This is a genomic window from Deinococcus sp. Arct2-2 (assembly GCF_004801315.1).
In the GTDB taxonomy this organism is placed as follows: Bacteria; Deinococcota; Deinococci; order Deinococcales; family Deinococcaceae; genus Deinococcus.
The window spans coordinates 31,246-49,625 of record NZ_SSNW01000011.1 but is presented as its reverse complement, the minus strand read 5'-3'; the positions used below and the strand labels follow the sequence as shown (position 1 = coordinate 49,625).

General features: G+C 60.3%; 26 protein-coding genes and 1 tRNA gene. 14 read left to right on the top strand and 13 right to left on the bottom strand.

The window, feature by feature from the left end:
- Positions 1–4: 4 nt before the first annotated feature.
- The 7 genes from bet to E7T06_RS07095 all read right to left on the bottom strand — a co-directional run bounded on the left by bet (position 5) and on the right by E7T06_RS07095 (position 3,183).
- Entirely contained in the window at positions 5–1,204 is a 1,200-nt protein-coding gene (gene bet / locus E7T06_RS07120; RefSeq protein ID WP_136365138.1) for a phage recombination protein Bet, read from the bottom strand.
- Positions 1,201–1,380, bottom strand: a complete 180-nt coding sequence (locus tag E7T06_RS07115) for a hypothetical protein (protein WP_136365137.1) — start codon at positions 1,378–1,380, stop codon at positions 1,201–1,203. Before E7T06_RS07115 ends, bet begins: the two co-directional genes overlap by 4 nt.
- Before the next feature lie 82 nt (positions 1,381–1,462).
- The gene (locus E7T06_RS07110) at positions 1,463–1,672 is read right to left on the bottom strand and encodes a hypothetical protein (protein WP_136365136.1); all 210 of its coding nucleotides are present in this window, start codon (positions 1,670–1,672) and stop codon (positions 1,463–1,465) included.
- Positions 1,672–1,977 (bottom strand): hypothetical protein, encoded by a 306-nt coding sequence (locus E7T06_RS07105; protein ID WP_136365135.1) that lies wholly within the window; start codon positions 1,975–1,977, stop codon positions 1,672–1,674. The genes E7T06_RS07110 and E7T06_RS07105 overlap by 1 nt, the downstream gene beginning before the upstream one ends.
- A 112-nt stretch (positions 1,978–2,089) precedes the next feature.
- On the bottom strand, positions 2,090–2,539 hold the full coding sequence (locus E7T06_RS07100; protein ID WP_136365134.1) for a hypothetical protein: 450 nt from the start codon (positions 2,537–2,539) through the stop codon (positions 2,090–2,092).
- A gap of 240 nt (positions 2,540–2,779) precedes the next feature.
- On the bottom strand, positions 2,780–2,953 hold the full coding sequence (locus E7T06_RS21175; protein WP_168733422.1) for a hypothetical protein: 174 nt from the start codon (positions 2,951–2,953) through the stop codon (positions 2,780–2,782).
- The gene (locus E7T06_RS07095; protein WP_136365133.1) at positions 2,950–3,183 is read right to left on the bottom strand and encodes a helix-turn-helix transcriptional regulator; all 234 of its coding nucleotides are present in this window, start codon (positions 3,181–3,183) and stop codon (positions 2,950–2,952) included. Before E7T06_RS07095 ends, E7T06_RS21175 begins: the two co-directional genes overlap by 4 nt.
- Positions 3,184–3,387: 204 nt before the next feature.
- Between E7T06_RS07095 and E7T06_RS07090 the strand changes: the two genes are divergently transcribed.
- The 11 genes from E7T06_RS07090 to E7T06_RS07040 all read left to right on the top strand — a co-directional run bounded on the left by E7T06_RS07090 (position 3,388) and on the right by E7T06_RS07040 (position 12,157).
- Positions 3,388–4,020 (top strand): S24 family peptidase, encoded by a 633-nt coding sequence (locus tag E7T06_RS07090; RefSeq protein ID WP_136365132.1) that lies wholly within the window; start codon positions 3,388–3,390, stop codon positions 4,018–4,020.
- 6 nt (positions 4,021–4,026) lie between these two features.
- Positions 4,027–4,488: a S24 family peptidase gene (locus E7T06_RS07085; RefSeq protein WP_136365131.1), complete on the top strand. Its 462-nt coding sequence runs from the start codon at positions 4,027–4,029 to the stop codon at positions 4,486–4,488.
- A gap of 599 nt (positions 4,489–5,087) precedes the next feature.
- Entirely contained in the window at positions 5,088–5,528 is a 441-nt protein-coding gene (locus E7T06_RS07080; protein ID WP_136365130.1) for a hypothetical protein, read from the top strand.
- Positions 5,529–5,626: 98 nt separating this feature from the next.
- Positions 5,627–6,553, top strand: a complete 927-nt coding sequence (locus E7T06_RS07075; RefSeq protein WP_136365129.1) for a hypothetical protein — start codon at positions 5,627–5,629, stop codon at positions 6,551–6,553.
- On the top strand, positions 6,550–7,521 hold the full coding sequence (locus E7T06_RS07070) for a DUF3037 domain-containing protein (RefSeq protein WP_136365128.1): 972 nt from the start codon (positions 6,550–6,552) through the stop codon (positions 7,519–7,521). The genes E7T06_RS07075 and E7T06_RS07070 overlap by 4 nt, the downstream gene beginning before the upstream one ends.
- A 198-nt stretch (positions 7,522–7,719) precedes the next feature.
- Positions 7,720–8,373 carry an HNH endonuclease gene (locus E7T06_RS07065; protein WP_136365127.1) on the top strand — a complete coding sequence of 218 codons (654 nt, stop codon included), beginning with the start codon at positions 7,720–7,722 and terminating at the stop codon, positions 8,371–8,373.
- A complete protein-coding gene (locus E7T06_RS07060) occupies positions 8,303–9,775 on the top strand; it encodes a recombinase family protein (protein ID WP_136365126.1) in 1,473 nt (490 codons plus the stop codon). Before E7T06_RS07065 ends, E7T06_RS07060 begins: the two co-directional genes overlap by 71 nt.
- 16 nt (positions 9,776–9,791) lie before the next feature.
- Entirely contained in the window at positions 9,792–10,082 is a 291-nt protein-coding gene (locus E7T06_RS07055; protein ID WP_064015165.1) for a YbaB/EbfC family nucleoid-associated protein, read from the top strand.
- 31 nt (positions 10,083–10,113) lie between these two features.
- Positions 10,114–10,710, top strand: a complete 597-nt coding sequence (gene recR / locus E7T06_RS07050) for a recombination mediator RecR (RefSeq protein WP_136365125.1) — start codon at positions 10,114–10,116, stop codon at positions 10,708–10,710.
- 290 nt (positions 10,711–11,000) lie between these two features.
- Complete coding sequence (locus E7T06_RS07045) at positions 11,001–11,624, top strand: GNAT family protein (RefSeq protein ID WP_136365124.1); 624 nt, start codon at positions 11,001–11,003, stop codon at positions 11,622–11,624.
- Positions 11,625–11,692: 68 nt separating this feature from the next.
- Positions 11,693–12,157, top strand: coding sequence for a hypothetical protein (locus E7T06_RS07040; RefSeq protein ID WP_136365123.1), 465 nt, complete (start codon positions 11,693–11,695; stop codon positions 12,155–12,157).
- A 202-nt stretch (positions 12,158–12,359) separates the two neighbouring features.
- Here the strand turns inward: E7T06_RS07040 and rpsT are convergent, their stop codons facing one another.
- Entirely contained in the window at positions 12,360–12,641 is a 282-nt protein-coding gene (gene rpsT, locus E7T06_RS07035; RefSeq protein ID WP_136365122.1) for a 30S ribosomal protein S20, read from the bottom strand.
- Between the two features lie 229 nt (positions 12,642–12,870).
- Between rpsT and E7T06_RS07030 the strand changes: the two genes are divergently transcribed.
- Positions 12,871–13,464, top strand: a complete 594-nt coding sequence (locus tag E7T06_RS07030; RefSeq protein ID WP_240740899.1) for a RecX family transcriptional regulator — start codon at positions 12,871–12,873, stop codon at positions 13,462–13,464.
- 56 nt (positions 13,465–13,520) lie between these two features.
- Here the strand turns inward: E7T06_RS07030 and E7T06_RS21170 are convergent, their stop codons facing one another.
- Positions 13,521–13,685 carry a hypothetical protein gene (locus E7T06_RS21170; RefSeq protein ID WP_168733420.1) on the bottom strand — a complete coding sequence of 55 codons (165 nt, stop codon included), beginning with the start codon at positions 13,683–13,685 and terminating at the stop codon, positions 13,521–13,523.
- On the opposite strand from E7T06_RS21170, the gene E7T06_RS07025 reads away from it, so the two are divergent.
- Both E7T06_RS07025 and E7T06_RS07020 read left to right on the top strand, forming a co-directional pair.
- A tRNA-Pro gene (locus E7T06_RS07025) sits at positions 13,658–13,734 on the top strand. The genes E7T06_RS21170 and E7T06_RS07025 overlap by 28 nt on opposite strands.
- A gap of 110 nt (positions 13,735–13,844) precedes the next feature.
- Positions 13,845–14,555, top strand: coding sequence for a metallophosphoesterase (locus E7T06_RS07020; protein WP_136365121.1), 711 nt, complete (start codon positions 13,845–13,847; stop codon positions 14,553–14,555).
- A 104-nt stretch (positions 14,556–14,659) separates the two neighbouring features.
- On the opposite strand, the gene E7T06_RS07015 is transcribed toward E7T06_RS07020, so the two are convergent.
- The 4 genes from E7T06_RS07015 to E7T06_RS07000 form a co-directional block, all read right to left on the bottom strand.
- Positions 14,660–15,037 (bottom strand): helix-turn-helix domain-containing protein, encoded by a 378-nt coding sequence (locus tag E7T06_RS07015; RefSeq protein WP_136365120.1) that lies wholly within the window; start codon positions 15,035–15,037, stop codon positions 14,660–14,662.
- A 99-nt stretch (positions 15,038–15,136) separates the two neighbouring features.
- Entirely contained in the window at positions 15,137–17,398 is a 2,262-nt protein-coding gene (feoB, locus tag E7T06_RS07010; protein ID WP_136365119.1) for a ferrous iron transport protein B, read from the bottom strand.
- Complete coding sequence (locus E7T06_RS07005; protein ID WP_136365118.1) at positions 17,395–17,625, bottom strand: FeoA domain-containing protein; 231 nt, start codon at positions 17,623–17,625, stop codon at positions 17,395–17,397. Before E7T06_RS07005 ends, feoB begins: the two co-directional genes overlap by 4 nt.
- 64 nt (positions 17,626–17,689) lie before the next feature.
- On the bottom strand, positions 17,690–18,361 hold the full coding sequence (locus tag E7T06_RS07000) for an LrgB family protein (protein ID WP_136365117.1): 672 nt from the start codon (positions 18,359–18,361) through the stop codon (positions 17,690–17,692).
- Positions 18,362–18,380 lie beyond the last annotated feature (19 nt).

The window sequence follows — 18,380 nt, the reverse complement described above, 5'->3', positions numbered from 1 at the left end:
GGGATCACGACGCAGCCACCTTGAATTTGGCGCGGGCTTCGGTGAGGCACTGGGCACGCTCATCGGGGTTCATGGCGCTGAAGCTGTCCAGCAGCGACACGGCCTGCGCTTCAGTCAGGTTGTTGGTGGCGATGGGCGTGGCGTGGTTGAACATGTACCCCCACAGCGCGTACCGCTCGACACTACTGACAGCGCCACTGGCTTTGGCGACGGCCTGCAATTGCCCCCGCTGCTCTGGGGTGAGCATGGCTTCAGCAGTCATGAGCGCAGCTTCCTCGCCGTACCAGACGGCGTTCAGTTCCCCGCCTTCACTCAGGTGAATCAGGTCGAAACGCAGGCTGTCGGCCTGGTCGTCATCGGTGCGCCAGTTCGGGTAGCGCAGACCCAAGGGGGAAAGAGCATCTTCCAGACCTTTGGTTTTGCAGGCCTTCCACATCTGGCGAATCTCGCTGCGCTTCCGTTCCCACTCGGCGGCGACTGGATCCAGTGCGGGTTTGGTTTCCTGAACAGGCGTCTTGGGTTCAACGCCTGCGCTCTGGGCCACTTCACGGGTCACGTCTACGGTGCGGCTGGGCTGAGGGGCAGGAGCGGGGCTAGCGTTATCCGCCTGCGCCATTTCATCCCCGGTGTATAGCCCAGACAGATCATTGGGGAACGCGCTCCGGAGTGCCTGTGCTTCCGCGCACTTGGCGATCATGACGTCCGGCATCTTCAGCCACAACCCCATCAGCACCCCGTCCCGGTTGCGGCTGGCATACGCTTCAAACCGCGCTACTGCCCAGAGCGGCTCCGCAAAGCCCCGGCGCAACACGCCCACCTTGGCCGCAGCGGGCGGTTCCTTGTCCAGCCACACGTCCACCCACTTGCCGTCCGGGCCACACCAGAACGGCCCCACCCGGCCCGCATACTGGCCGTGCCGCTCGGCAATCACCCGGAAGCCGTCAATGGCGACTTGGATGGTCATTTTCGTGACCTTCGACCATTGGTTGCCGGTCTTGACGTTCGATTCCCGCATGACGGCGTAGATTTGGCGACTGAAGGGATCGAGGCCCGTGCGTTTGCATTGCTCCACAAACAGGGCCAGCTCGCCGTCACTGGCACCGGGGGCAATCTGGGTTTTGATCAGTTCCAATTGCTCGCGGCTGAAGTCGGTGAACTGGGCCAGCGGCATGGTCTGGGCAGGTTGAATCTGTGATGCCGTCATGCGCGTTCCTCCGAATCATCAATGAGTTGGAAAATCAGGCTGACCAAGCAGGTCACCGCCAGGATCGTCAGCAGGCCAAACAGGAGCCGCACGCCGCTGCTGGCGTCGGGCGTCAGGTTAGGAATCAGGCGGTAGGCTCCGATGTAGCAGGCAAGGCAGATCAGGGCGCGAATCATGCGCGGGCCTTCCGGTTCAGGCGCTTCTTGGCCGCCGAGGCGAGCACCAGCAAGACGAACACGGGTGTCAACAGCAGGTTTTTCATTGGGCACACTCCGAGAGGCTGACCAGCAGGTTGTGGCGCATTTCGTTAGAGATTCGGAGTTGCCGGGCCAGAAACTCACGCTGGGGTTCATCAGGCGTGCCCATGAAATCGGCGTGCCGGTTCTGGATGTCGCGGTGCTCGGCGTACAGGTAGCCCCGCAACTCGTCGACAGACGGCGAGGGCGCGTCAGTGCGGCGACGGTGCATCACAGTGCCCCGGCCTTCAAGCTTTCCCGCAGCGTCTGGCAGGCGTGAATCAGCTCACTGAGTTCAGCCAGATTCAGATTGATCGTCGCGCCGGGAACGTAGATACGGGCGGGGCGCTCGGTGTTGCTGGGGTCGTGTTCGACATGGGCGACAGGTGCGGCGCTGTAGACGGGGATGGAGAAGGGCGCTTGGTACACGGTGGCCTGTCCGGTGCCGTTGCAGTAGAGGCAGGCGAGGGGAGCGTTGTCTTCTCCGGCGTAGAGCGTGCCGACGCCGTCGCAGTCGGGGCAGTTGGCGCGGGTCATGCCAGGACCGCCACAACCGTGCTCACCAGGGCGGTCAGGCCCACAACCCAGCCCACCACGGGCTGAGTCAGTGCCACGGTGAAGGCCATCTGGATCAGAGGGGAACGCAAGCTCATGCCGACGCCCCAGAGTGGAGTTCACGCTCAGCCGCCGCGAGTTGAAGACGCTGCTCGAATTCAGCGCGAACCTGCTCCCACGTCTTCACCATGTCGTTCCCGCGTTTGGTGGCCCTGCGGCTGCTGACGTCCAGCCACAAAATGCCCTTCCGTACGTCAACTCGCTTCCTGACTTCAAAGCCGATGCGCGTGAGGGTACCCGCAATGCCGTGTGCCAGACGTTGGCTGCCTTCATCATCAACATTGAATTGCAGCAATTCCACTTCAGCCACCAGCATCAGCAAGGCGGTGAATTTGGTCTTGCACTCTGGGCCCAGTACACCGAGGTAGGGCACGACTGTGCCAGGGCGAATCAGCGGGCGGCCACAGTGGGCGCACTTCTCGGCTTGGGCCGTCAGGAGAAGGTGGCTCTGGAGATGGGATTGCGGTACACTCTGGCTAGTCATTCCTTTCTCCCTTTGCCCCCGGCCTTGTCTCCGGGGGCGTTTTCATGGCGTTTCAGACAGAGCTGGAGACAACGCAAACCGCGCCGCACAGCGTTAGAACCGTGTGGTCTGTAATTTGCGTTCCTTTAACGGTCGGGCGGGCAAGATACAAAAGAACCCCTCCAGCTACTTGGGCTTCCTGCTACGACTCCTCGTTTCTCAGGCGGGTGGAGTCGGCAGGTCTAGAAGTTGTGAATCAGGTCAGCCCGTCTTCTGGGCGGGCTGCTCGTGACGTGCCTCGGCGGGCGCGGTGGGAGTGGGGTTGGCGTTGTCGGACATGGGGCAGGGGAGAGCACCTGCCAGCAAGCGGCGCACCAGGGCGTTGCGTGCCGGGTCATGGGTAACGGTGACGGTGGGTGGGACGGGGAGAGTCATGCGGATTTGTCCGTTTGTATGGATGTGTTTATATTGACAGGAAAAAAAAGAGCCTGGACGGATACGCTAAGCGCCAAAGCAATGGCCTCTGCAGTCTTAGTTTCCGTGCCATTGACGTTGCCCAGCTCGTGAGCACGAATAGTCAACGAGGAGACGCCAGATTTTGCGGCCAGTTCGTCACGCGACAAACCCCGCTCCTCTCGTAGTCGTTTGATTTCGCTCATTCGCATATTGCCAGAATATAAGTTTATCCGTACATTGTCAATGTACGGACATCGGTAAAACCTGTCTACACGGATGTGTCTTTAGACGTTCTGCAACTAAATCCGTACATTGAGCGTAGTACGTTCAGTATGTACGCACTTACCCATATGGCGACCCCAAAGGCAAAACCAACGAAGACAGCCCCGCCCTCATGGGCGCTGAGGTTGAAAATGCGCCGTTTGGAGCTGGGCAAAGGGCAAGAAGACATCGTGGCTGCTACAGGCGACCTGATGACTCAAGCGTGGGTAAGTGATGTCGAACGTGGCAAGGTTGATCTCAATAATGCTGGTTTTGGCAAAGTTGTTGCCTTAGCACGCGCGCTCGACTGGACATTGATTGATATGCAGCACGCGCTAGGCGTTGACCTCGGCATTACTGAGCTCACCCCAGTGGGTGCAGCTGACGAGGAAATGCCCGTCTACCTGCTCTCCAGCATCGCGCAGCCCACGCCCACCCTGCACAGCTACGAAGGGTTCGAACTGGACGCAGGCGAAGACCCAACGAAGCTGCTCATTGTCCTGGCTGACAACACCGACATGGAACGTCCCGGTGGCCGGAGTATCCACCCCGGCGACGCGGTATTTCTTCGCACCGATTTGACCCAACTTGAAGAAAGGCAAGGCTACGCTATCCAACACCAGGGGCGCGTGCTCCTGCGCCGTTACGAGGTGCTGGGTGGCGTGGCCTTCTTTACTGCTGATAACCCTGCACTTGCTCGTGAATTGATCCCTATTTCCGACGCGGTAGTTCTTGGCCGCATTACTCGAGTCGCCAGCGACTATCGCCCTGACCAACTGAACTAAGGAGAAGTGCCCACCTTGACTCTCTCGCCTCTAATCACACCCTTCAATTCTGCCCCACACAAAAGACCCCTCAAGGTTTCCGGTCTGATCTATGCCAGCCCAGCGGATGCAGGCACGACAGACGATGTGTGGACGTTCGCCGGGCGGCGTGGCCTGCGCCTCACTCCTACCCAGCGGCGACCTGGAACTCAAGCATTTTTCGTAATTGGTGGCAGCATGGCCCCGACGATTCCAGACCGCAGCATTGTCTTGGTGGATCCGAATGATGCGTTCAGTACGCACCGGCCCTGTGCCTTTCTGACGCCGCACGGGATTATTGCCAAGCGCCGGGACACGGTACGCGGGCGCCCTGCGCTGGTCAGCGATAACAAAGACGTGGAGCCGATCACACAGCTGGCAGACATCCGGCCACTGGGGCGCATCTATGCCGTGTACTTGGGGCCGTACAGCGTGCAATGGGTGGGATGAGGAGAACTATGAAAAAGCTACTGATTGTGCCTCTGCTGGCCCTTGCCAGCTGCGCCCCCACTGTGACGGGAACGCCTACGTATACCGATCAGCAGGCCTACAGGGGGACTTGTGCTGCCGCTTTGGATGAAGTGGCGCGGGTGGCTCCCTCGCTGCGGCCTGCCTCATTGGGCGGGGCAACGATCTGGCCTCTCTACATGGTTGCCAATCGCACGGCCACAAGTTTGACCGTGACCAGCACCCCCACCGCTTACTCAGGGGTGTTCGGGGGTCTTACGCCGGTTAACAACAGCACCAGCAGTCTTTGGACCTGTACTGAAGTCCCAGGCCTAGTTACTTTGAGCGTGAGTAGTACCGGGCAGGGTGAAGAGCTCGCGCGAGCATCACATACGGCCCTCTTCGGGGCTATCACCCTGCCCAAATGATCAAGGCACCTGCAGACGCTGAGGGCTGTTTTCAGGTGACGGGATTCCCTTCCATGCGGATCGGGTGGTTGTAGCCGATGACCGAGGGACGTGCGCTGGGGCTGAGCTGGGCAAACTTGCCCGCTCGTGGGCATCAGACGTGATAGGCCAAGAGGATCACCCCAAGGAGATGTCATGACCAGCAATTCACACATCATCGCTCAGGTGTCCTACAACGGCCAAAGAGGATTCACGTTCACAGACGCCATCGAACTGATTTCATTTGGGCGCGGGAGCTACGAGTGCACCATCAAGAAATCGGCTATTGAAGCCGTTGAGTACAGAATCTTCCGCAATTACTGGCTGTTGGCCCTTGCCATTTTTTTCGTGGCTTTTGGTCTGAGTGGTGTAGCTGATTCATTGGTTGCCCTCTACGCCTACAGCTATGTCTTACCAGACGCCATTGCCAACAATCCGAGGAGCGGTGGGCTTGCTTCGTTTGCCCTCGCCCTCGTCTTTCTCCTCTTCTTCTTTTACCCGAACTCGAAGCTGGTCGTTCACGCTGGAAGCTACAAATGCGTGATTGATGGCCCCGACGAGAAGCTCATCAGAATTGCTGCACGCCTGCACCTATGACCGGGATCTCTAGCGATGTCTACTGATAGTTGACAGGGTGAACTACTGGCAGAGCGGTGTTGGGCGTGTGCTGGGGCTGAGGGTTTAAAAGGAGACATATGACAAGACATCTGCTCATCCCACCGAGACGGTTTTTGACCGCGTCCATCTACAACGGCGTGAAAATGCCTGGCTCCTCCAAAGCTCAGTTAGTTGTGGATGCTTCCACTCTGCCGCAAGGATGGATTGTTAAGTCGTTGAATAGTGGGCAGGGAAATGGGCCAGGGGAGATTCCTGGTGACCAAGCTGCGTTCAACGACTATGTAGGCAGTCGCCTTGCGGAGGCCGCTGGCTTTAGCGTAGGTGAGGTTGGGATCATGCTAGTCGATGAGGAATTTCTCAACGACTACCCCGAGCTTCGAGATGCGAACCATGGCTCATTTACAGCGGGAGAACACTTTGCTGTGAAGTACTATCCTGGCTCACAAACACTAGAAAATTACTTTTCTCCTCTCCTTCGCGCCGAGCTTAGGGCAAAGTGCGTTAATCCCTCTACAGCCAATCAAGCGGTTGCCTTGGATTCGGCAACGGCGAATTGGGATCGATCTATTCCGATGAGGGATATAGCCAACGAAAATCCCGGAAATCTTCTATTCAGGCCCAATCCAAATGGCACTGGCATACTCATGACCTTGATAGACCATGGCTATTGTTTTGGAGCAAAGTGGGACAACAAAATCCCACCTGTCTGGCCGAATAGCATTGGCGCTTGGCCTGATGAGGTCTTTGGGATCTTCAAAACATTGGCGTTGATAAACTTTTATGATCAAGCCGAGGTACTGGCCCATCTGAGTAGTCTTCAGCGCCTCACTGTGGGGGATGTAAACTCAATTGTTCAAGAGGTTCCCGCTTCATGGTTGGGTTTTACCAACACCCATGAATTAGCCCAGCTTGTGAGTGCCCTCACGGCGAGAATCGCCAGGTACGCTAGAATCATAACTAGCCACTATTCTTCTGTTCACGCCCACGCTCTGGTGAAAGTATGACGCATGTACCCCCAACCACTTCTCTTATCCAGCCGCGCGAAGTCATCGCCGTGGAGGGCTTACCTGCTCTTTGGGGCGAACGGACATACATGCGCATCATCCAGTACGTCCCTAACGAACTCAGGGATGAACGAGTGAATATTGGTATTGCTCTCCAAAATCCCAGCCACGGCTACGCGGGTGTTCGGGTACGCCCCTACATGGATTCTCTTTTGCAGGCTTTGTGGCCAGCCATTGATGCTGAGATTGTTCGGTTGATGGTCAAAGAGATTGAAGAGTTGTTGAAGCCTTTGAATAGGGCTACCCGTAAAGGGCCACAACGTCTATGGACAGAGGCCTACGACGAGAGAGCTATTCCAACCTTCCTCGACCGTTTCAATCAAACGTATGGGTCTATTCGAATTGCGGAGAGCAAACCTGTACGTGTTTCAGAAGGGGAAAGCTTTAGGGAAAAGCTCAACCAACTATTTGAACTTTACATTCGAGTGGATGATGGGAAACAGAAGAGAAATAGCATAACTAAGGAAATAATCCAATTTCAAGTTGGGAAAGAGCTTGACCGAAGAGGTGCTGTTTACACACAGCATGCTGTCATCCGAGGAGAGTTTTTTGAAAACAAGTTCGATGTTGCGAGACACAGGATTGATGCCGTCGACAGTCTTGCGCACATTATTTCTTTTGATTTGAAGAACGTTGACCCTGCAACGACTCAATCTTTACGCCTTCTACAATCCCTTGGTGACTTGAAAGGAGCTGATCCAAGACTCCTTGAAAAGTATGAGTTTGGGGTCTTCTTGCAAGCACCTATTCATCATCGGCAACATCGAACCGCCTATGAAGATGCATTAAAGGCTCTGAGAACAAAATTCAAGGTGTTTCAAAATACAGACGATGAGCCTGCATTGGTACAGGCGACTGTGAAATTTGTTGACAGTATCGCCAGCGATGAAGGTTTCAGTGCCGCTTGATATGGCAGCGGCATAACCCCTCATGACTGCTGATATCAATAATTTGACAACCAATGGTTGACACCCCATGACCTCCCACCAAGCTGCTGGCTGCATTCGCGTCAGTACCAAAGAACTACGTGCTAGCCTAAAAAAGCTAAGCCCCGACGCAGTTCGTACCTGCTCGGGGCGTGGCGAAGCACATTGGGGGTGCTACGCATGGACGAAGTTACCACGCGGGTTTGCTGTCGCTGTGGGGAGTGGAAGCCCGAGACCCCGATTTTTTTCAGCTTTCGAAAAAATCGGGGGACGTTCAATTCATTTTGCAAGGTCTGTAATGCGGCCCGGAGCCGGAAGTTCCGAACAGAGAATCCGGAAGCTGCACTGGCTATTCGCCAGCGTTATGCCGAGAAGCATCCTGAACGTGAAAAGGAACGTCACCGTGCTGCGCGTGCAGCCAATCCGGAACATCACAGAGAGAAGGTTCGGAAGTCTTACCAAGAACATTCAGAGAAACGCCGGGCCGCTCGGCGGGCCTACCGCGCGGCCCACCTCGAAGAAGAACGCGCCCGAGACCGTGCGTGGAAGTACAAATACCCTGAACGATATGCCCGGGCCCGCATTCGTCGTGCCCAGCTGGGCGCTGAGAAAAGAGCAGAGCAGTACGGCGTTGTCATTGAAGCCGTCGACTACTTTGCCGTTCTTGACCGTGATGGTATGCGGTGTCATATCTGCGCCCAGGACATCACAGAGGGCTGGTTGAGCTTTGACCACATCATCCCCCTCAGTAAAGGTGGACCTCATGCCTTCCAAAACGTCGCCGTCGCCCATTACGTTTGCAACCGACGCAAAAACACTACCGTTACCGTATAGCAAGCAGGCCGTAGGTGCGATTCGGGTGTCTACTGACCAACAGGAAGACCGTCACGGCCCCGAGCGGCAACGGCGAGACATCGAGCGCGAGGCAGCCTACGCTGGTCTTACGCTGGCGCACTGGCTGGAAGAATCCGTCAGCGGCGCGAAAGGCGCACGGCAACACTCCAACGCTTACTACGATCTGGCGCGGGACAATCCCGGCATGAACTTCATTTTCTCTGCCTCGAACCGGGTGGCGCGGCATGTGGAGATCATCGTGGGCATTGCCCGCGAGCTGCAAAAACTGGGGGCTGTGGTCTGGGTCTCCGGTATCGGCAACCTCAGCCATCCGCGCAACTGGAAGGAATTCTTACGTGACGCCGTAGATGCCGAGTCCGATTACACGAACATCGTCCGGCAGCTCACCGATGGGAAACGGGATAAAGCTCAGTTGGGCCACTGGGCACAGGGCCGCGTCCCGTGGGGCTACAAGCTGGCCCGCGATGAACGGGGGATTTCTACGCTGCCCGTTATCGACGAAGCGGCGGCGCGGGTAGTTAGGCGGGTGTTTGAGGTGTATACGGTACACGGGGGCAACCTGCTGACGGCACGGCAACTCAATCTGGAAGGGTTGACGACGGCAGAAGGGAAGGCGTGGGGTGTCTCCGCGGTGGCCTCGCTGATTCGCAACGAGCGGTATACCGGCAGAGCGGAGTTTTACGGGCATGTTGTGGAGTACCCGGCCATCATCGATGCGGAAGCGTGGGCAGCGGTGCAGGCCGTCATCAAGGGACGGCGTAAAGGGGAGCGCATGACATCGAGCGAACACCTCCTGACGGGGGTGGCGCGGTGCGGCGTGTGCGGCGGGGCCATGAGTTACGTGCTGAGCAGTGGTGGTGGCCGTGGGCAGGGCAAAGAAGGCAACTATTACCGTTACCTCCGCTGCGCCCGTGTCCCGGAGTGCTCCCACAGCAAGAATTACCGAATGGGGGAGATGGAGGCGGCGTGCTGGACTGAATTCACCCGCACTTTGGCAGAGCCTGACCTGTTGCGGCCGCTGCTCACCGACGCCCCTGCCGCGCCGTCTAATCATTCACGGCGCCTCGCGGAGATCGCTCAGGAGATGGCCGATACCCTGACGCGGGCGGTGCGGTATGGCCTGCCGGATGACGTCGTCTCGGCGGCCCTGAAACCCCTCCAGTTGGAGCAAGAGCGCCTGAGCAGGGAAGATGCGCCCCGGCCTGTGCCAGAGGATGCGCTGACTCCAGAAGTGCGGGAAATTGCAGCGGAGGTGGCCGCTGGGCTTCCGAACCTTAAACCGGAAGGGCGGCGGGAATTGCTGAGGGCGCTCCGGGTTAGAATGTCGGTTCAACCGGGTGGGGCGGTTTTAGTGACCGCGTTAGACCTCCCACGCGCTTAACAGGAGATACACGATTATGGACATGAAGAAATTGATGAAGCAGATGCAGCAGGCGCAGGCCGCCGCCGCCAAGATTCAGGACAACCTCGCCGCGCAGTCGGTGGAAGGCACGGCCAGTGGCCTTGTCACGGTCACGATGAGCGGTCACGGCAAGATCACGGCCCTGAAAATCAAGCCCGAAGCCGTAGACCCGGACGATGTGGAAGCCCTCGAAGACCTGATTTTGGTGGCGATGCAGGACGCCACGGCCAAAGCTGACGCGTTGCAGCAAGACGCCACACGCGGGCTGGGCCTGCCCGGATTTTGAGCGGGCGTCCGGTGGCTAGCAGGGGACAGGCATGAAGTATCCGCCGTCCCTCGTGGCCCTGATCCGCGAGCTGTCGCGCTTGCCGGGAATTGGCCCCAAGAGCGCTCAGCGCCTTGCCTTCCACCTATTTGAGCAACCCCGCGAAGACATAGAGCGGCTGGCTGGGGCGCTCTTGTCGGCCAAGCGTGACCTGCACGTCTGCCCGATCTGCTTCAATATCACCGACGCTGACCGCTGTGACGTGTGCAGCGACTCTAACCGCGATCAAAATCTGATTGCGGTAGTGGAAGAACCCGGCGACGTGATCGCCATCGAGCGTAGCGGCGAATATCGGGGGCTGTATCACGTGCTGCACGGCGTTCTGAGTCCTATGAACGGCGTCGGCCCCGACACGCTGCACATCCGGCCCCTGCTGCCGCGTGTCACGGAAGGCATGGAAGTCATTTTGGCGACCGGAACCACCGTAGAGGGCGACGCCACCGCGCTGTATTTGCAGCGCTTGCTGGAGCCGTTGGGCGCACTGGTGAGCCGCATCGCCTACGGATTGCCGGTGGGCGGCGCGCTGGAATACGCCGACGAAGTGACGCTGGGCCGGGCCATGACGGGGCGGCAGCGGGTGAGTAAGTAGGCGCTTACGTTGTCTCAGGGTCTAAAGGTCTAGGATCCAAGGAAAGTCAATTGCTTCGCTCACTCCCCTCACCCCGCTGTATGAGTAGCGCCCATCTCTGCTCCGCAGCTCTGCCAGTCCCATAAGGGGCGAGGGATAAAAGCTAAGGGCGAGAAGCTTGGTTTGCTCCCTCACCCTTGAGGGGGGAGGGTTGGGGAGGGGGTGAGTGAGCAACGCGATTGCCCTGCTGAGACCCTTCGACCTTAGACCCTTAGACCCGCCCCCACCAACTCCGGCGTATCGTTCTCCTCATGAGCGATACGCCCGATTCTTTTCCTGTCGCACCCGCTGCCGATTGGCTGCTGGCCCCCACCTTGCCGGGGCGCTTTATTACTCTGGCTACCCTGACCGAAGCCCACGCGGAGGCGCTGAACGCCGGAGCCGATGCCGATACGGTAGCGATGTTGGCGCGGGGCGGGCCAGAAGCGGCCACCGTGCAGGCGTGGGCCGAGTACATTACGCGCCTCAACGCCTTACCCAACCGCATCAACTGGGCCGTGCTGTTAGGTGGGCAGGCGGTAGGGCGCATCAGCTACAGCGAAGTGAAGCCCGCAGACCGTTGGATTGAAATTGGCACGATGTTGCTGCCGGGCGCACGCGGCGGCGTGGTGAATCCGGAATCCAAACTGTTGCTGCTGACCCGCGCCTTCGAGGTGCTGGGGGCCAACCGGGTGCATTTCAAAGTAGACGCCCGCAATGCCCGCAGCCTCGCCGCCATGAGGAAAATGGGGGCGGTGGAGGAAGGCACGTTACGCCAATATCAGGTGCGCCCGGATGGATTCGCCCGCGACAGCGTTATGTTCAGTATCTTGCGAGATGAGTGGCACAGCGTGAAAACCCGCTTAGAAGCTCGGCTGGACGCGGCAACTTCTTAAGTCCAGCCTCAGATTGAATGAGAATTATCCCAAGCTTGTCATAACCGACCTGTTAGCCTGAAGGAGCCATGCTTGCCCGTACCCCCTTTGCCGCCCTGCTGACCGTCGCCGCTCTTAGTGCCGTCCCAGCACAGGCTCTAATCGTTCCCATGACCGGCTGGACACCTGTGGCGGGCAACGCCAACGAGTGGGTAGACGGTGCGGGCGCGTGCCTGCTGCGCGAGGAAAAACACGGGCAAGCCTTCCCAACCTTCAAGACGCAGGATCAGGCTCGCGCCTTTGCCCTCAAGCTGCAATCCAAACTCAGCGCCCGCAAAGTGCGCGAGGTGGTCACGCAACCCGTAGACCGCGCCGGGGCATGGAGCATTTTGGCCTCGTATTCCTACGAAGAAGGCGGCGTCAGCTACCGCATCAGCCAGCTTTACCTCAGCGACAGCGGCATTCTGCGAACGGTCACAGGCAGCAGCGCCGAATTTGAAGGCAGTCCGTGCGTGAACGCCATGCGCGAGTTTTTGCGGTATTTGGCAGATTGAGCGTTCTATGCTGCGTGTAAACCCCCCAGTCTGCTGGGCAGCCAGCCCCCCTTAAAGGGGAGCGAAAAAGCACTTGTCCTCCCCCTCTAAGGGGGGCGTTGCGAAGCAACGGGGGGTTGACACGCCAGCGTCACTCCACAACACTAAAAAGCAAGGCCGACGCATATTCCAGCGTCGGCCCTGCTTAATTTAATGCTGTCGCTTACGCTTGTTCGGCGGCGGCCTTCAGCTTGTTGATGGCTTTGGCGAGGCGGCTCTTCTTGCGGGCGGCGGTGTTCTTGTGCAGGGTGCTGCCCTTGGCGGCCTTGTCGATCAGGCTCTCGGCCTTGCTCTGCACGGCGGCGGCGTCGGCCACGTTCTGCTGGGCGGCTTCCACAGCCTTCTTCACGAAGGTTTTGATGGTGCTTTTGCGGCTGCGGTTCAGCATGCGGCGCTTGAGGCTCTGGCGGTGGCGTTTCTGGGCAGATTTATGACGTAGGGCCATGTTCGTTCTCCTTGTTCTCCCGCGTTACAGCTTGTGTAGGCGGGGCGGTTCCCACGCTGGGGAACTCGACGCACCGGGCAACTTCGGCTGCCTTCGGCGCACCCGTTCAGATCATGTTGAATCTGGTTCGGGGTCATCCAGAGTGCCTAGAAATGAATCCGGGGCAAAATGGGCAACTTCGTTACTGTATCCGGTATGGCGGATTCGGTCAAGCGCTAAACTGTCCGGCGTGAGCTTCCGGCCCAAAAAACCACGTCCCAGCCCCAATCAAGGCCGTCTTGACCTAGACGGCGAACGGCCTGTCAAGCCCGCCCGCGTGCCCACCCCCGAAGAAGCCCGCGACAGCTTACTGGCCTATGCTTTTCGCGCACTGGGGGCACGGGCGCTGACCGCCGCCGAACTGAAAGCCAAACTGGAGCGCCGCAGCGACGACGAAGCGTTGGTATCAGAGGTGCTGGAGCGCGTGCAGGAGCTAGGCTACCAAGACGACGCACAGGTGGCGCAGGCCGAAGGAGCGAGGCGTGGCATCGGCGGCTTCCGCGTGCGCCAAACGCTCAAGCGCCGGGGCGTCACAGCCCCGCTGATAGATGAAACCATGCTGGCCCGCAACCCAGACGATGAGCAGGCTTCGGCCACCGAACTGCTGAGCCGCCGCTGGCCTAGTCTCAGCCGCAAGCGCGATCCCCGCTCTAGCGCCTATGGATTCTTGGCCCGGCGCGGCTTTCCCGGCTCTGTTATCTGGAACGCCATCCGCGAGGTCAGCGCCGAACAAATCGACGACGAGGATGCCGCAGAGCCGGAGTTTATTGATGATGATGAGTAAGGCGGTCGAAGGGTCTAAGAGAGGCAAAAACCTTAGACCTTTAGACCCTTTGACCCTTAGACGGCCTTGCGCGTAAACGCCTGCACCGTCAGCCATTTGGCCTGCTTCTGGCGTGCTTGACACCCCCAATCTGGCCCGCGTAAACTGCCGATTGCACCAAAGTGACCCTCACGGGCGCGGCGGGCCGTGGAATCGGGGCGTAGCGCAGCCTGGTAGCGCACGTCGTTCGGGACGACGGGGTCGGAGGTTCGAATCCTCTCGCCCCGACCACGCCGGAAGCCTCCCTGCTCGTGGGAGGTTTTTTTTGTGGCGATCCCGCTTCGGTTATGCTGGACACTGCCGTTGCGTGTCTGCCTTTTCCTTCTTGCCGGAGTTTCACTATGCGCGTGTTTGCCATTGCCGATCTGCACCTTGCCACCGTAACGCCCAAGCCCATGACGGTGTTTGGGCCACAGTGGGCAGGCCACCCGGAGGCAATTTGGGCGCACTGGCACGAACTGGTGCGGGAAGAAGATGTGGTGCTGCTCCCCGGTGACCTGTCGTGGGCCATGCGCCTGCCTGACGCCCTGACCGACCTGAGCGTGGTGGCCGAATTGCCGGGAACCAAAGTGCTGCTGCGCGGCAACCACGATTATTGGTGGCCGACTGCCAGCCGCCTGCGAGCCGCGCTGCCAGCGGGAATGTTGGCTATCGTCAACGATGCTGTACGTGTGGGCAACGTCGTAATCTGCGGTTCACGCGGCTGGACAACGCCCGGACATGAGGCCCTGAACGCCGAAGATGAGCGCCTGCTGACCCGTGAAGCCGAGCGCCTGAGCCTGAGCGTGAAGGCCGCCCACACGTTGCGGCAACCCGGCGACCACTTCCTGATGATGCTGCACTATCCGCCCGCCTCGCCGCCCTACCCGCCCAATCCCCTGACCGACGTGATTGCAGCGGCCCGGCCCGATCTGATCGTGTACGGCCACTTGCACGGCGTTCCACCGGAGCGGGCCATTCATCAAGTGGACGGCATTCCGGCACATCTGGTGGCCGCCGATGGGCTTAAATTTCGGCCCAAGCTGCTGCTGGATACGGGGGACGGAACGTAGAGCGTGGATCGTGGAAAAAACTGTTCCTGCCGTCCATTTTGGGCCAGAATTGCAGATTAACTGAGCAAGAGAACGTGGATCGTAGATCGTGGAAAAAGCCCTGCCTACGATCCACGATCTACGTTCTGCTGTTCACCCTTCCTACTGACCACTACCCACTCACTGTTCCTAGCCAAATACGTTTCCCCACGCGGCGTCAACCGCAGCAGATTTAGGGCCGGGGCCGCTGCCACAATCGGAGTTCCATCGGGAGCGTTGCGGCACAGGCTTTTGAGGGCGCAGGGGCCGCAGGCACAGGCTCCGGCGTCGGGGGCGGCTTCCTGCACGTAGCCGCCTGCAAAGAGGGTTCGCAACATGCCGTCCAGCGCCGCTGAAGTGCTGCCCAAGTCCTGCGCCAGTTCGCTGGGGGTACGCGGCGCACCCGCGATGGCCTGCAAAATGGCGGCCAGTGGGGAAGGGGGGCGGGCGGTTAGGGGCGGCATTTCAAGTCCTCCGGTCTTCGGGAAGGAGATCGTGGAATGTGGAACGTGGAAAAAGCGTGGTGGTGGCAGATTCAAGAATGGCTAAACTCGTCACAGCCATCACATCCACAGCCGCGCCAGTTGATAGGTCAAGAAGCCCATGCCCCACGCGATGCCCATTTGGTAGGCCACCGTAATCCAAGCGATGCGCCGCCCGTGTTCCTGTGCGATGGCTCCCACCGTGACGATACAGGGCGTGTACAGCAGCACGAACACCAAGTAGGCCAAGCCAGCGGCAGGAGTAAAGGCCGCCGCCAAGGCCTGAGCCAGCGGGGTTTTTTGGTCTGCGGTGGTGTCGGTGCCGAGGCGGGGCAGCGCCAGCACAGTCGGAATGGCGCTGACGCTGGTTTTGATGGTGTCCCAAGTGGCGATCACTGCGCCCTGCACGCCCGTCCACAGGCTCAGGGGGGCGGGGGCGGCGGCCTGCTCACCTAAATAGATCTGACCCAGCGTGCCCACCACCACTTCTTTGGCAATAAATCCGGGCACGAGTGCGCCCGTAGCCTGCCAATTGCCGAAGCCCAGCGGCGCGAAAATGGGCGACACGGCTTCCGACACACGGCCAAACACGCTGTCTTGGGGAGCCACAGTGGCAAACTTGCCGCCCGCCACCGCCGGAAGCGCCAGCAGCAGCCACACGCCCGCCACGGTAGCCAGCACCGTTGTTCTGGCACGCTTGGCAAAGCTGGCCGTGCGCCGCCACGCATGTTTCCAGAGCACGCGCCACGCGGGAAAACGGTAGGGCGGCAATTCCAGCAACACGCCGCCGCCCTCTGCGGGAAACGACGTGCGGCGCAGCGCCCACGCAAACGCGAAGGCCACCGCCATGCCCAGAATGTACATGCTCCACACGATCCAGCTTCCCGAACGCGGAAACAGCGCGGCGGCAAACACCACGTACACGGGCAAGCGGGCCGAGCAACTCATGAAGGGCAAAATCATGCTGACCACCACGCGGTCACTGCGGCGCTCCAGCGTGCGGGTGGCGCTCACGGCGGGTACGTTGCACCCGAAGCCCAGAATCAGCGGAATGAAGGCGCGGCCATCCAGCCCCAGCCCGCGCATGATTCTGTCCATCAGGAAGGCGGCGCGGGCCATGTAGCCACTGTCTTCCAGAAAACTCATGGCGAGGTACAGCACCAGCAGGGTGGGCAGAAAACTAAGCACCGTGCCCACGCCGGGAATAATTGCGCCCACCACCAGGTCACGCCCCAGTGGGAACCACGCCAGCGCCGCCGCTGCCCAGCCCGCCAGCGTGGTTTGCAGCGGCCCGCCGATCAGGTCTACAAACGGGGACGCCACGCTAAACGTGAGCCGGAAGACCAGCAGTACCAGCGCCAGAAAAATCGGGATGCCCAGCAGCGGATGCAGCGCCAGTCGGTCTAGCCGCTCCGAGAGGGTGCGCCGCGCTTCGGCACGTGGCACAGCCACACGCGCAAGGTCGCCAGCGCGGGCATAACGGGCCTCGGCAATTTCGATCAGGGCGTCTACACCTTCGGCGTCTAGGGCGGCCAAATGCGCGTCGGCGGCGTCTATCAGCGGGAGGTGTCCCGTGGCGCTCAGGCGGCCCCGCACGCTGGGATCGCCTTCCAAAAGGGCCAGCGCAAGGTAGCGGTGCGCGTGGGGCGGCAGCGTGGGTAGCTCGGCCATGCGCGTGATCAGGTCGGCGGCGGCGGCTTCGATGGCCTGCGGATAGCGCACGCCGATGCCCAGCGTTGCGCCCTTCAGCGCCGTATCCAGCAGCTTGCCCGTGCCTTGCCCCTTGCTGGCTACGGTTTCTATGACGGGCACACCCAGCACCCGCGACAGTGCCGCCGCGTCTACCGTCAAGCCCTTTTCGCGGGCCTCGTCCACCAGATTCAACGCCACTGCTACAGGCACATGAAAATCCATCAGTTGCAACGTCAGGTACAGGTTGCGCTCTAAGTTCCCGGCGTCCAGCACGTTCAGAATCACGTCTGGGCCTTCATCCAGCAGGGCGGTGCGCGTAATCAGTTCCTCGGGTGTGTGCGGGCTGAGGGAATACGCGCCCGGCAAGTCCAGCAGCAGCAGAGGGCGGCCCTGCACGCTCAGCCGCGCTTCCCGCTTTTCTACGGTCACGCCTGCCCAGTTGCCTACCTTCAAGTTGGTTCCGGCCACCGCGTTGATCAGGGTGGTTTTGCCCGTGTTGGGGTTGCCCACCACCACCACCCTCGGCTCGTGGGCGGCCTTCAGGCGGGCCACCGTTTGCAGGCAAGCGGCCTCGTCGGGCAGGCGGGGCAGGGCGGTGGCAGGCGGCACAGTGGTGGTGGGGACGATGGCAGGTGGAACAGTGGCGGTCATTCGCGTACCCGGATGCCCAAGAGATCGGACGCCCGCAGCGCCAGATCGGTACCGCCCACCCGCAGTTCTACCGGATCGCCCATCGGGGCGCGGCGCACCACCATGACCCGAGCGCCCCGCACGAAGCCGAGCTCCAGCAGTCGCCGCCGCAACGGGTGAAGGCGGTCAAGATCAACCACATGGGCGGCCTCGCCGGGGTTCAGTGCATCTAAGGTTCGTTCGCCCATACCCGATCAGTATAGTCAGGTTAATTGGCAAGGCAAGGGACGCAGAGGACAGAAAAAGTAGCGCTCAGCCCCGCAGCGCTACCACCAACGTCACCACCAACGCCGCTAGCCCCATGCCGATGCTGCTGGCGGCTCCCGTCAACTCACCTTCCTCGCGGGCGCGGGCGGTGCCGATGCCGTGTGCGACGGCTCCCAGTGCGATACCACGTGCCAAGGGATGCCGCACGCCTAACCGGGTCAGGAAGGCGGGCAAGATCAGCGCCCCCAACAGGCCCGAAAGCACGGCCAACGTGGCCGCCAGCGCCGGAGTGGCCCCCGTGATGTCTGCCAATTGCAGCGCAACTGGGCTGGTGGCCGGGGCCGTTGTCAACGCCCGCTGTGCATCCGGACTCAGGCCCAGCGCACGCGGGAGCAGGGTATCTACCGCCACGCCAGCCAGTGTGCCCGCCGCCCCACCCAACAACAGCGCCCGCCATTGCCGCGCCAGCAGCCCACGCAAGCGGTGCAGCGGCACGGCCAGTGCCACCACCGCCGGGGCCAAGAATGCCGAGATGAATTCAGTTGCCCGCGTGTACGTGTCGTAGGGCGTGCGTGTCAGCAGCAGCAAAATACCGACTAGAACGGTGGCGAGCAAGGTGGGGTTCAGTAGGGTTCGCAGCAGTGGGCGGGACTGCAAGCGAAGTTGCAGCACCACGCCGAGTGCGAACGCCAGCAGGGTAAGGGCAAACCAGATCATCTCAAGCCGCCTGTGTTCT

Excerpts from the sequence above, each read along its gene's own strand:
- bet (WP_136365138.1), bottom strand. The coding sequence starts at position 1,204 with ATGACGGCATCACAGATTCAACCTGCCCAGACCATGCCGCTGGCCCAG.
- E7T06_RS07115 (WP_136365137.1), bottom strand. The coding sequence starts at position 1,380 with ATGATTCGCGCCCTGATCTGCCTTGCCTGCTACATCGGAGCCTACCGC.
- E7T06_RS07110 (WP_136365136.1), bottom strand. The coding sequence starts at position 1,672 with ATGCACCGTCGCCGCACTGACGCGCCCTCGCCGTCTGTCGACGAGTTG.
- E7T06_RS07105 (WP_136365135.1), bottom strand. The coding sequence starts at position 1,977 with ATGACCCGCGCCAACTGCCCCGACTGCGACGGCGTCGGCACGCTCTAC.
- E7T06_RS07100 (WP_136365134.1), bottom strand. The coding sequence starts at position 2,539 with ATGACTAGCCAGAGTGTACCGCAATCCCATCTCCAGAGCCACCTTCTC.
- E7T06_RS21175 (WP_168733422.1), bottom strand. The coding sequence starts at position 2,953 with ATGACTCTCCCCGTCCCACCCACCGTCACCGTTACCCATGACCCGGCA.
- E7T06_RS07095 (WP_136365133.1), bottom strand. The coding sequence starts at position 3,183 with ATGCGAATGAGCGAAATCAAACGACTACGAGAGGAGCGGGGTTTGTCG.
- E7T06_RS07090 (WP_136365132.1), top strand. The coding sequence starts at position 3,388 with ATGCGCCGTTTGGAGCTGGGCAAAGGGCAAGAAGACATCGTGGCTGCT.
- E7T06_RS07080 (WP_136365130.1), top strand. The coding sequence starts at position 5,088 with ATGACCAGCAATTCACACATCATCGCTCAGGTGTCCTACAACGGCCAA.
- E7T06_RS07075 (WP_136365129.1), top strand. The coding sequence starts at position 5,627 with ATGACAAGACATCTGCTCATCCCACCGAGACGGTTTTTGACCGCGTCC.
- E7T06_RS07070 (WP_136365128.1), top strand. The coding sequence starts at position 6,550 with ATGACGCATGTACCCCCAACCACTTCTCTTATCCAGCCGCGCGAAGTC.
- E7T06_RS07065 (WP_136365127.1), top strand. The coding sequence starts at position 7,720 with ATGGACGAAGTTACCACGCGGGTTTGCTGTCGCTGTGGGGAGTGGAAG.
- E7T06_RS07060 (WP_136365126.1), top strand. The coding sequence starts at position 8,303 with ATGCCTTCCAAAACGTCGCCGTCGCCCATTACGTTTGCAACCGACGCA.
- E7T06_RS07055 (WP_064015165.1), top strand. The coding sequence starts at position 9,792 with ATGGACATGAAGAAATTGATGAAGCAGATGCAGCAGGCGCAGGCCGCC.
- recR (WP_136365125.1), top strand. The coding sequence starts at position 10,114 with ATGAAGTATCCGCCGTCCCTCGTGGCCCTGATCCGCGAGCTGTCGCGC.
- E7T06_RS07045 (WP_136365124.1), top strand. The coding sequence starts at position 11,001 with ATGAGCGATACGCCCGATTCTTTTCCTGTCGCACCCGCTGCCGATTGG.
- E7T06_RS07040 (WP_136365123.1), top strand. The coding sequence starts at position 11,693 with ATGCTTGCCCGTACCCCCTTTGCCGCCCTGCTGACCGTCGCCGCTCTT.
- rpsT (WP_136365122.1), bottom strand. The coding sequence starts at position 12,641 with ATGGCCCTACGTCATAAATCTGCCCAGAAACGCCACCGCCAGAGCCTC.
- E7T06_RS07020 (WP_136365121.1), top strand. The coding sequence starts at position 13,845 with ATGCGCGTGTTTGCCATTGCCGATCTGCACCTTGCCACCGTAACGCCC.
- E7T06_RS07015 (WP_136365120.1), bottom strand. The coding sequence starts at position 15,037 with ATGCCGCCCCTAACCGCCCGCCCCCCTTCCCCACTGGCCGCCATTTTG.
- feoB (WP_136365119.1), bottom strand. The coding sequence starts at position 17,398 with ATGACCGCCACTGTTCCACCTGCCATCGTCCCCACCACCACTGTGCCG.
- E7T06_RS07005 (WP_136365118.1), bottom strand. The coding sequence starts at position 17,625 with ATGGGCGAACGAACCTTAGATGCACTGAACCCCGGCGAGGCCGCCCAT.
- E7T06_RS07000 (WP_136365117.1), bottom strand. The coding sequence starts at position 18,361 with ATGATCTGGTTTGCCCTTACCCTGCTGGCGTTCGCACTCGGCGTGGTG.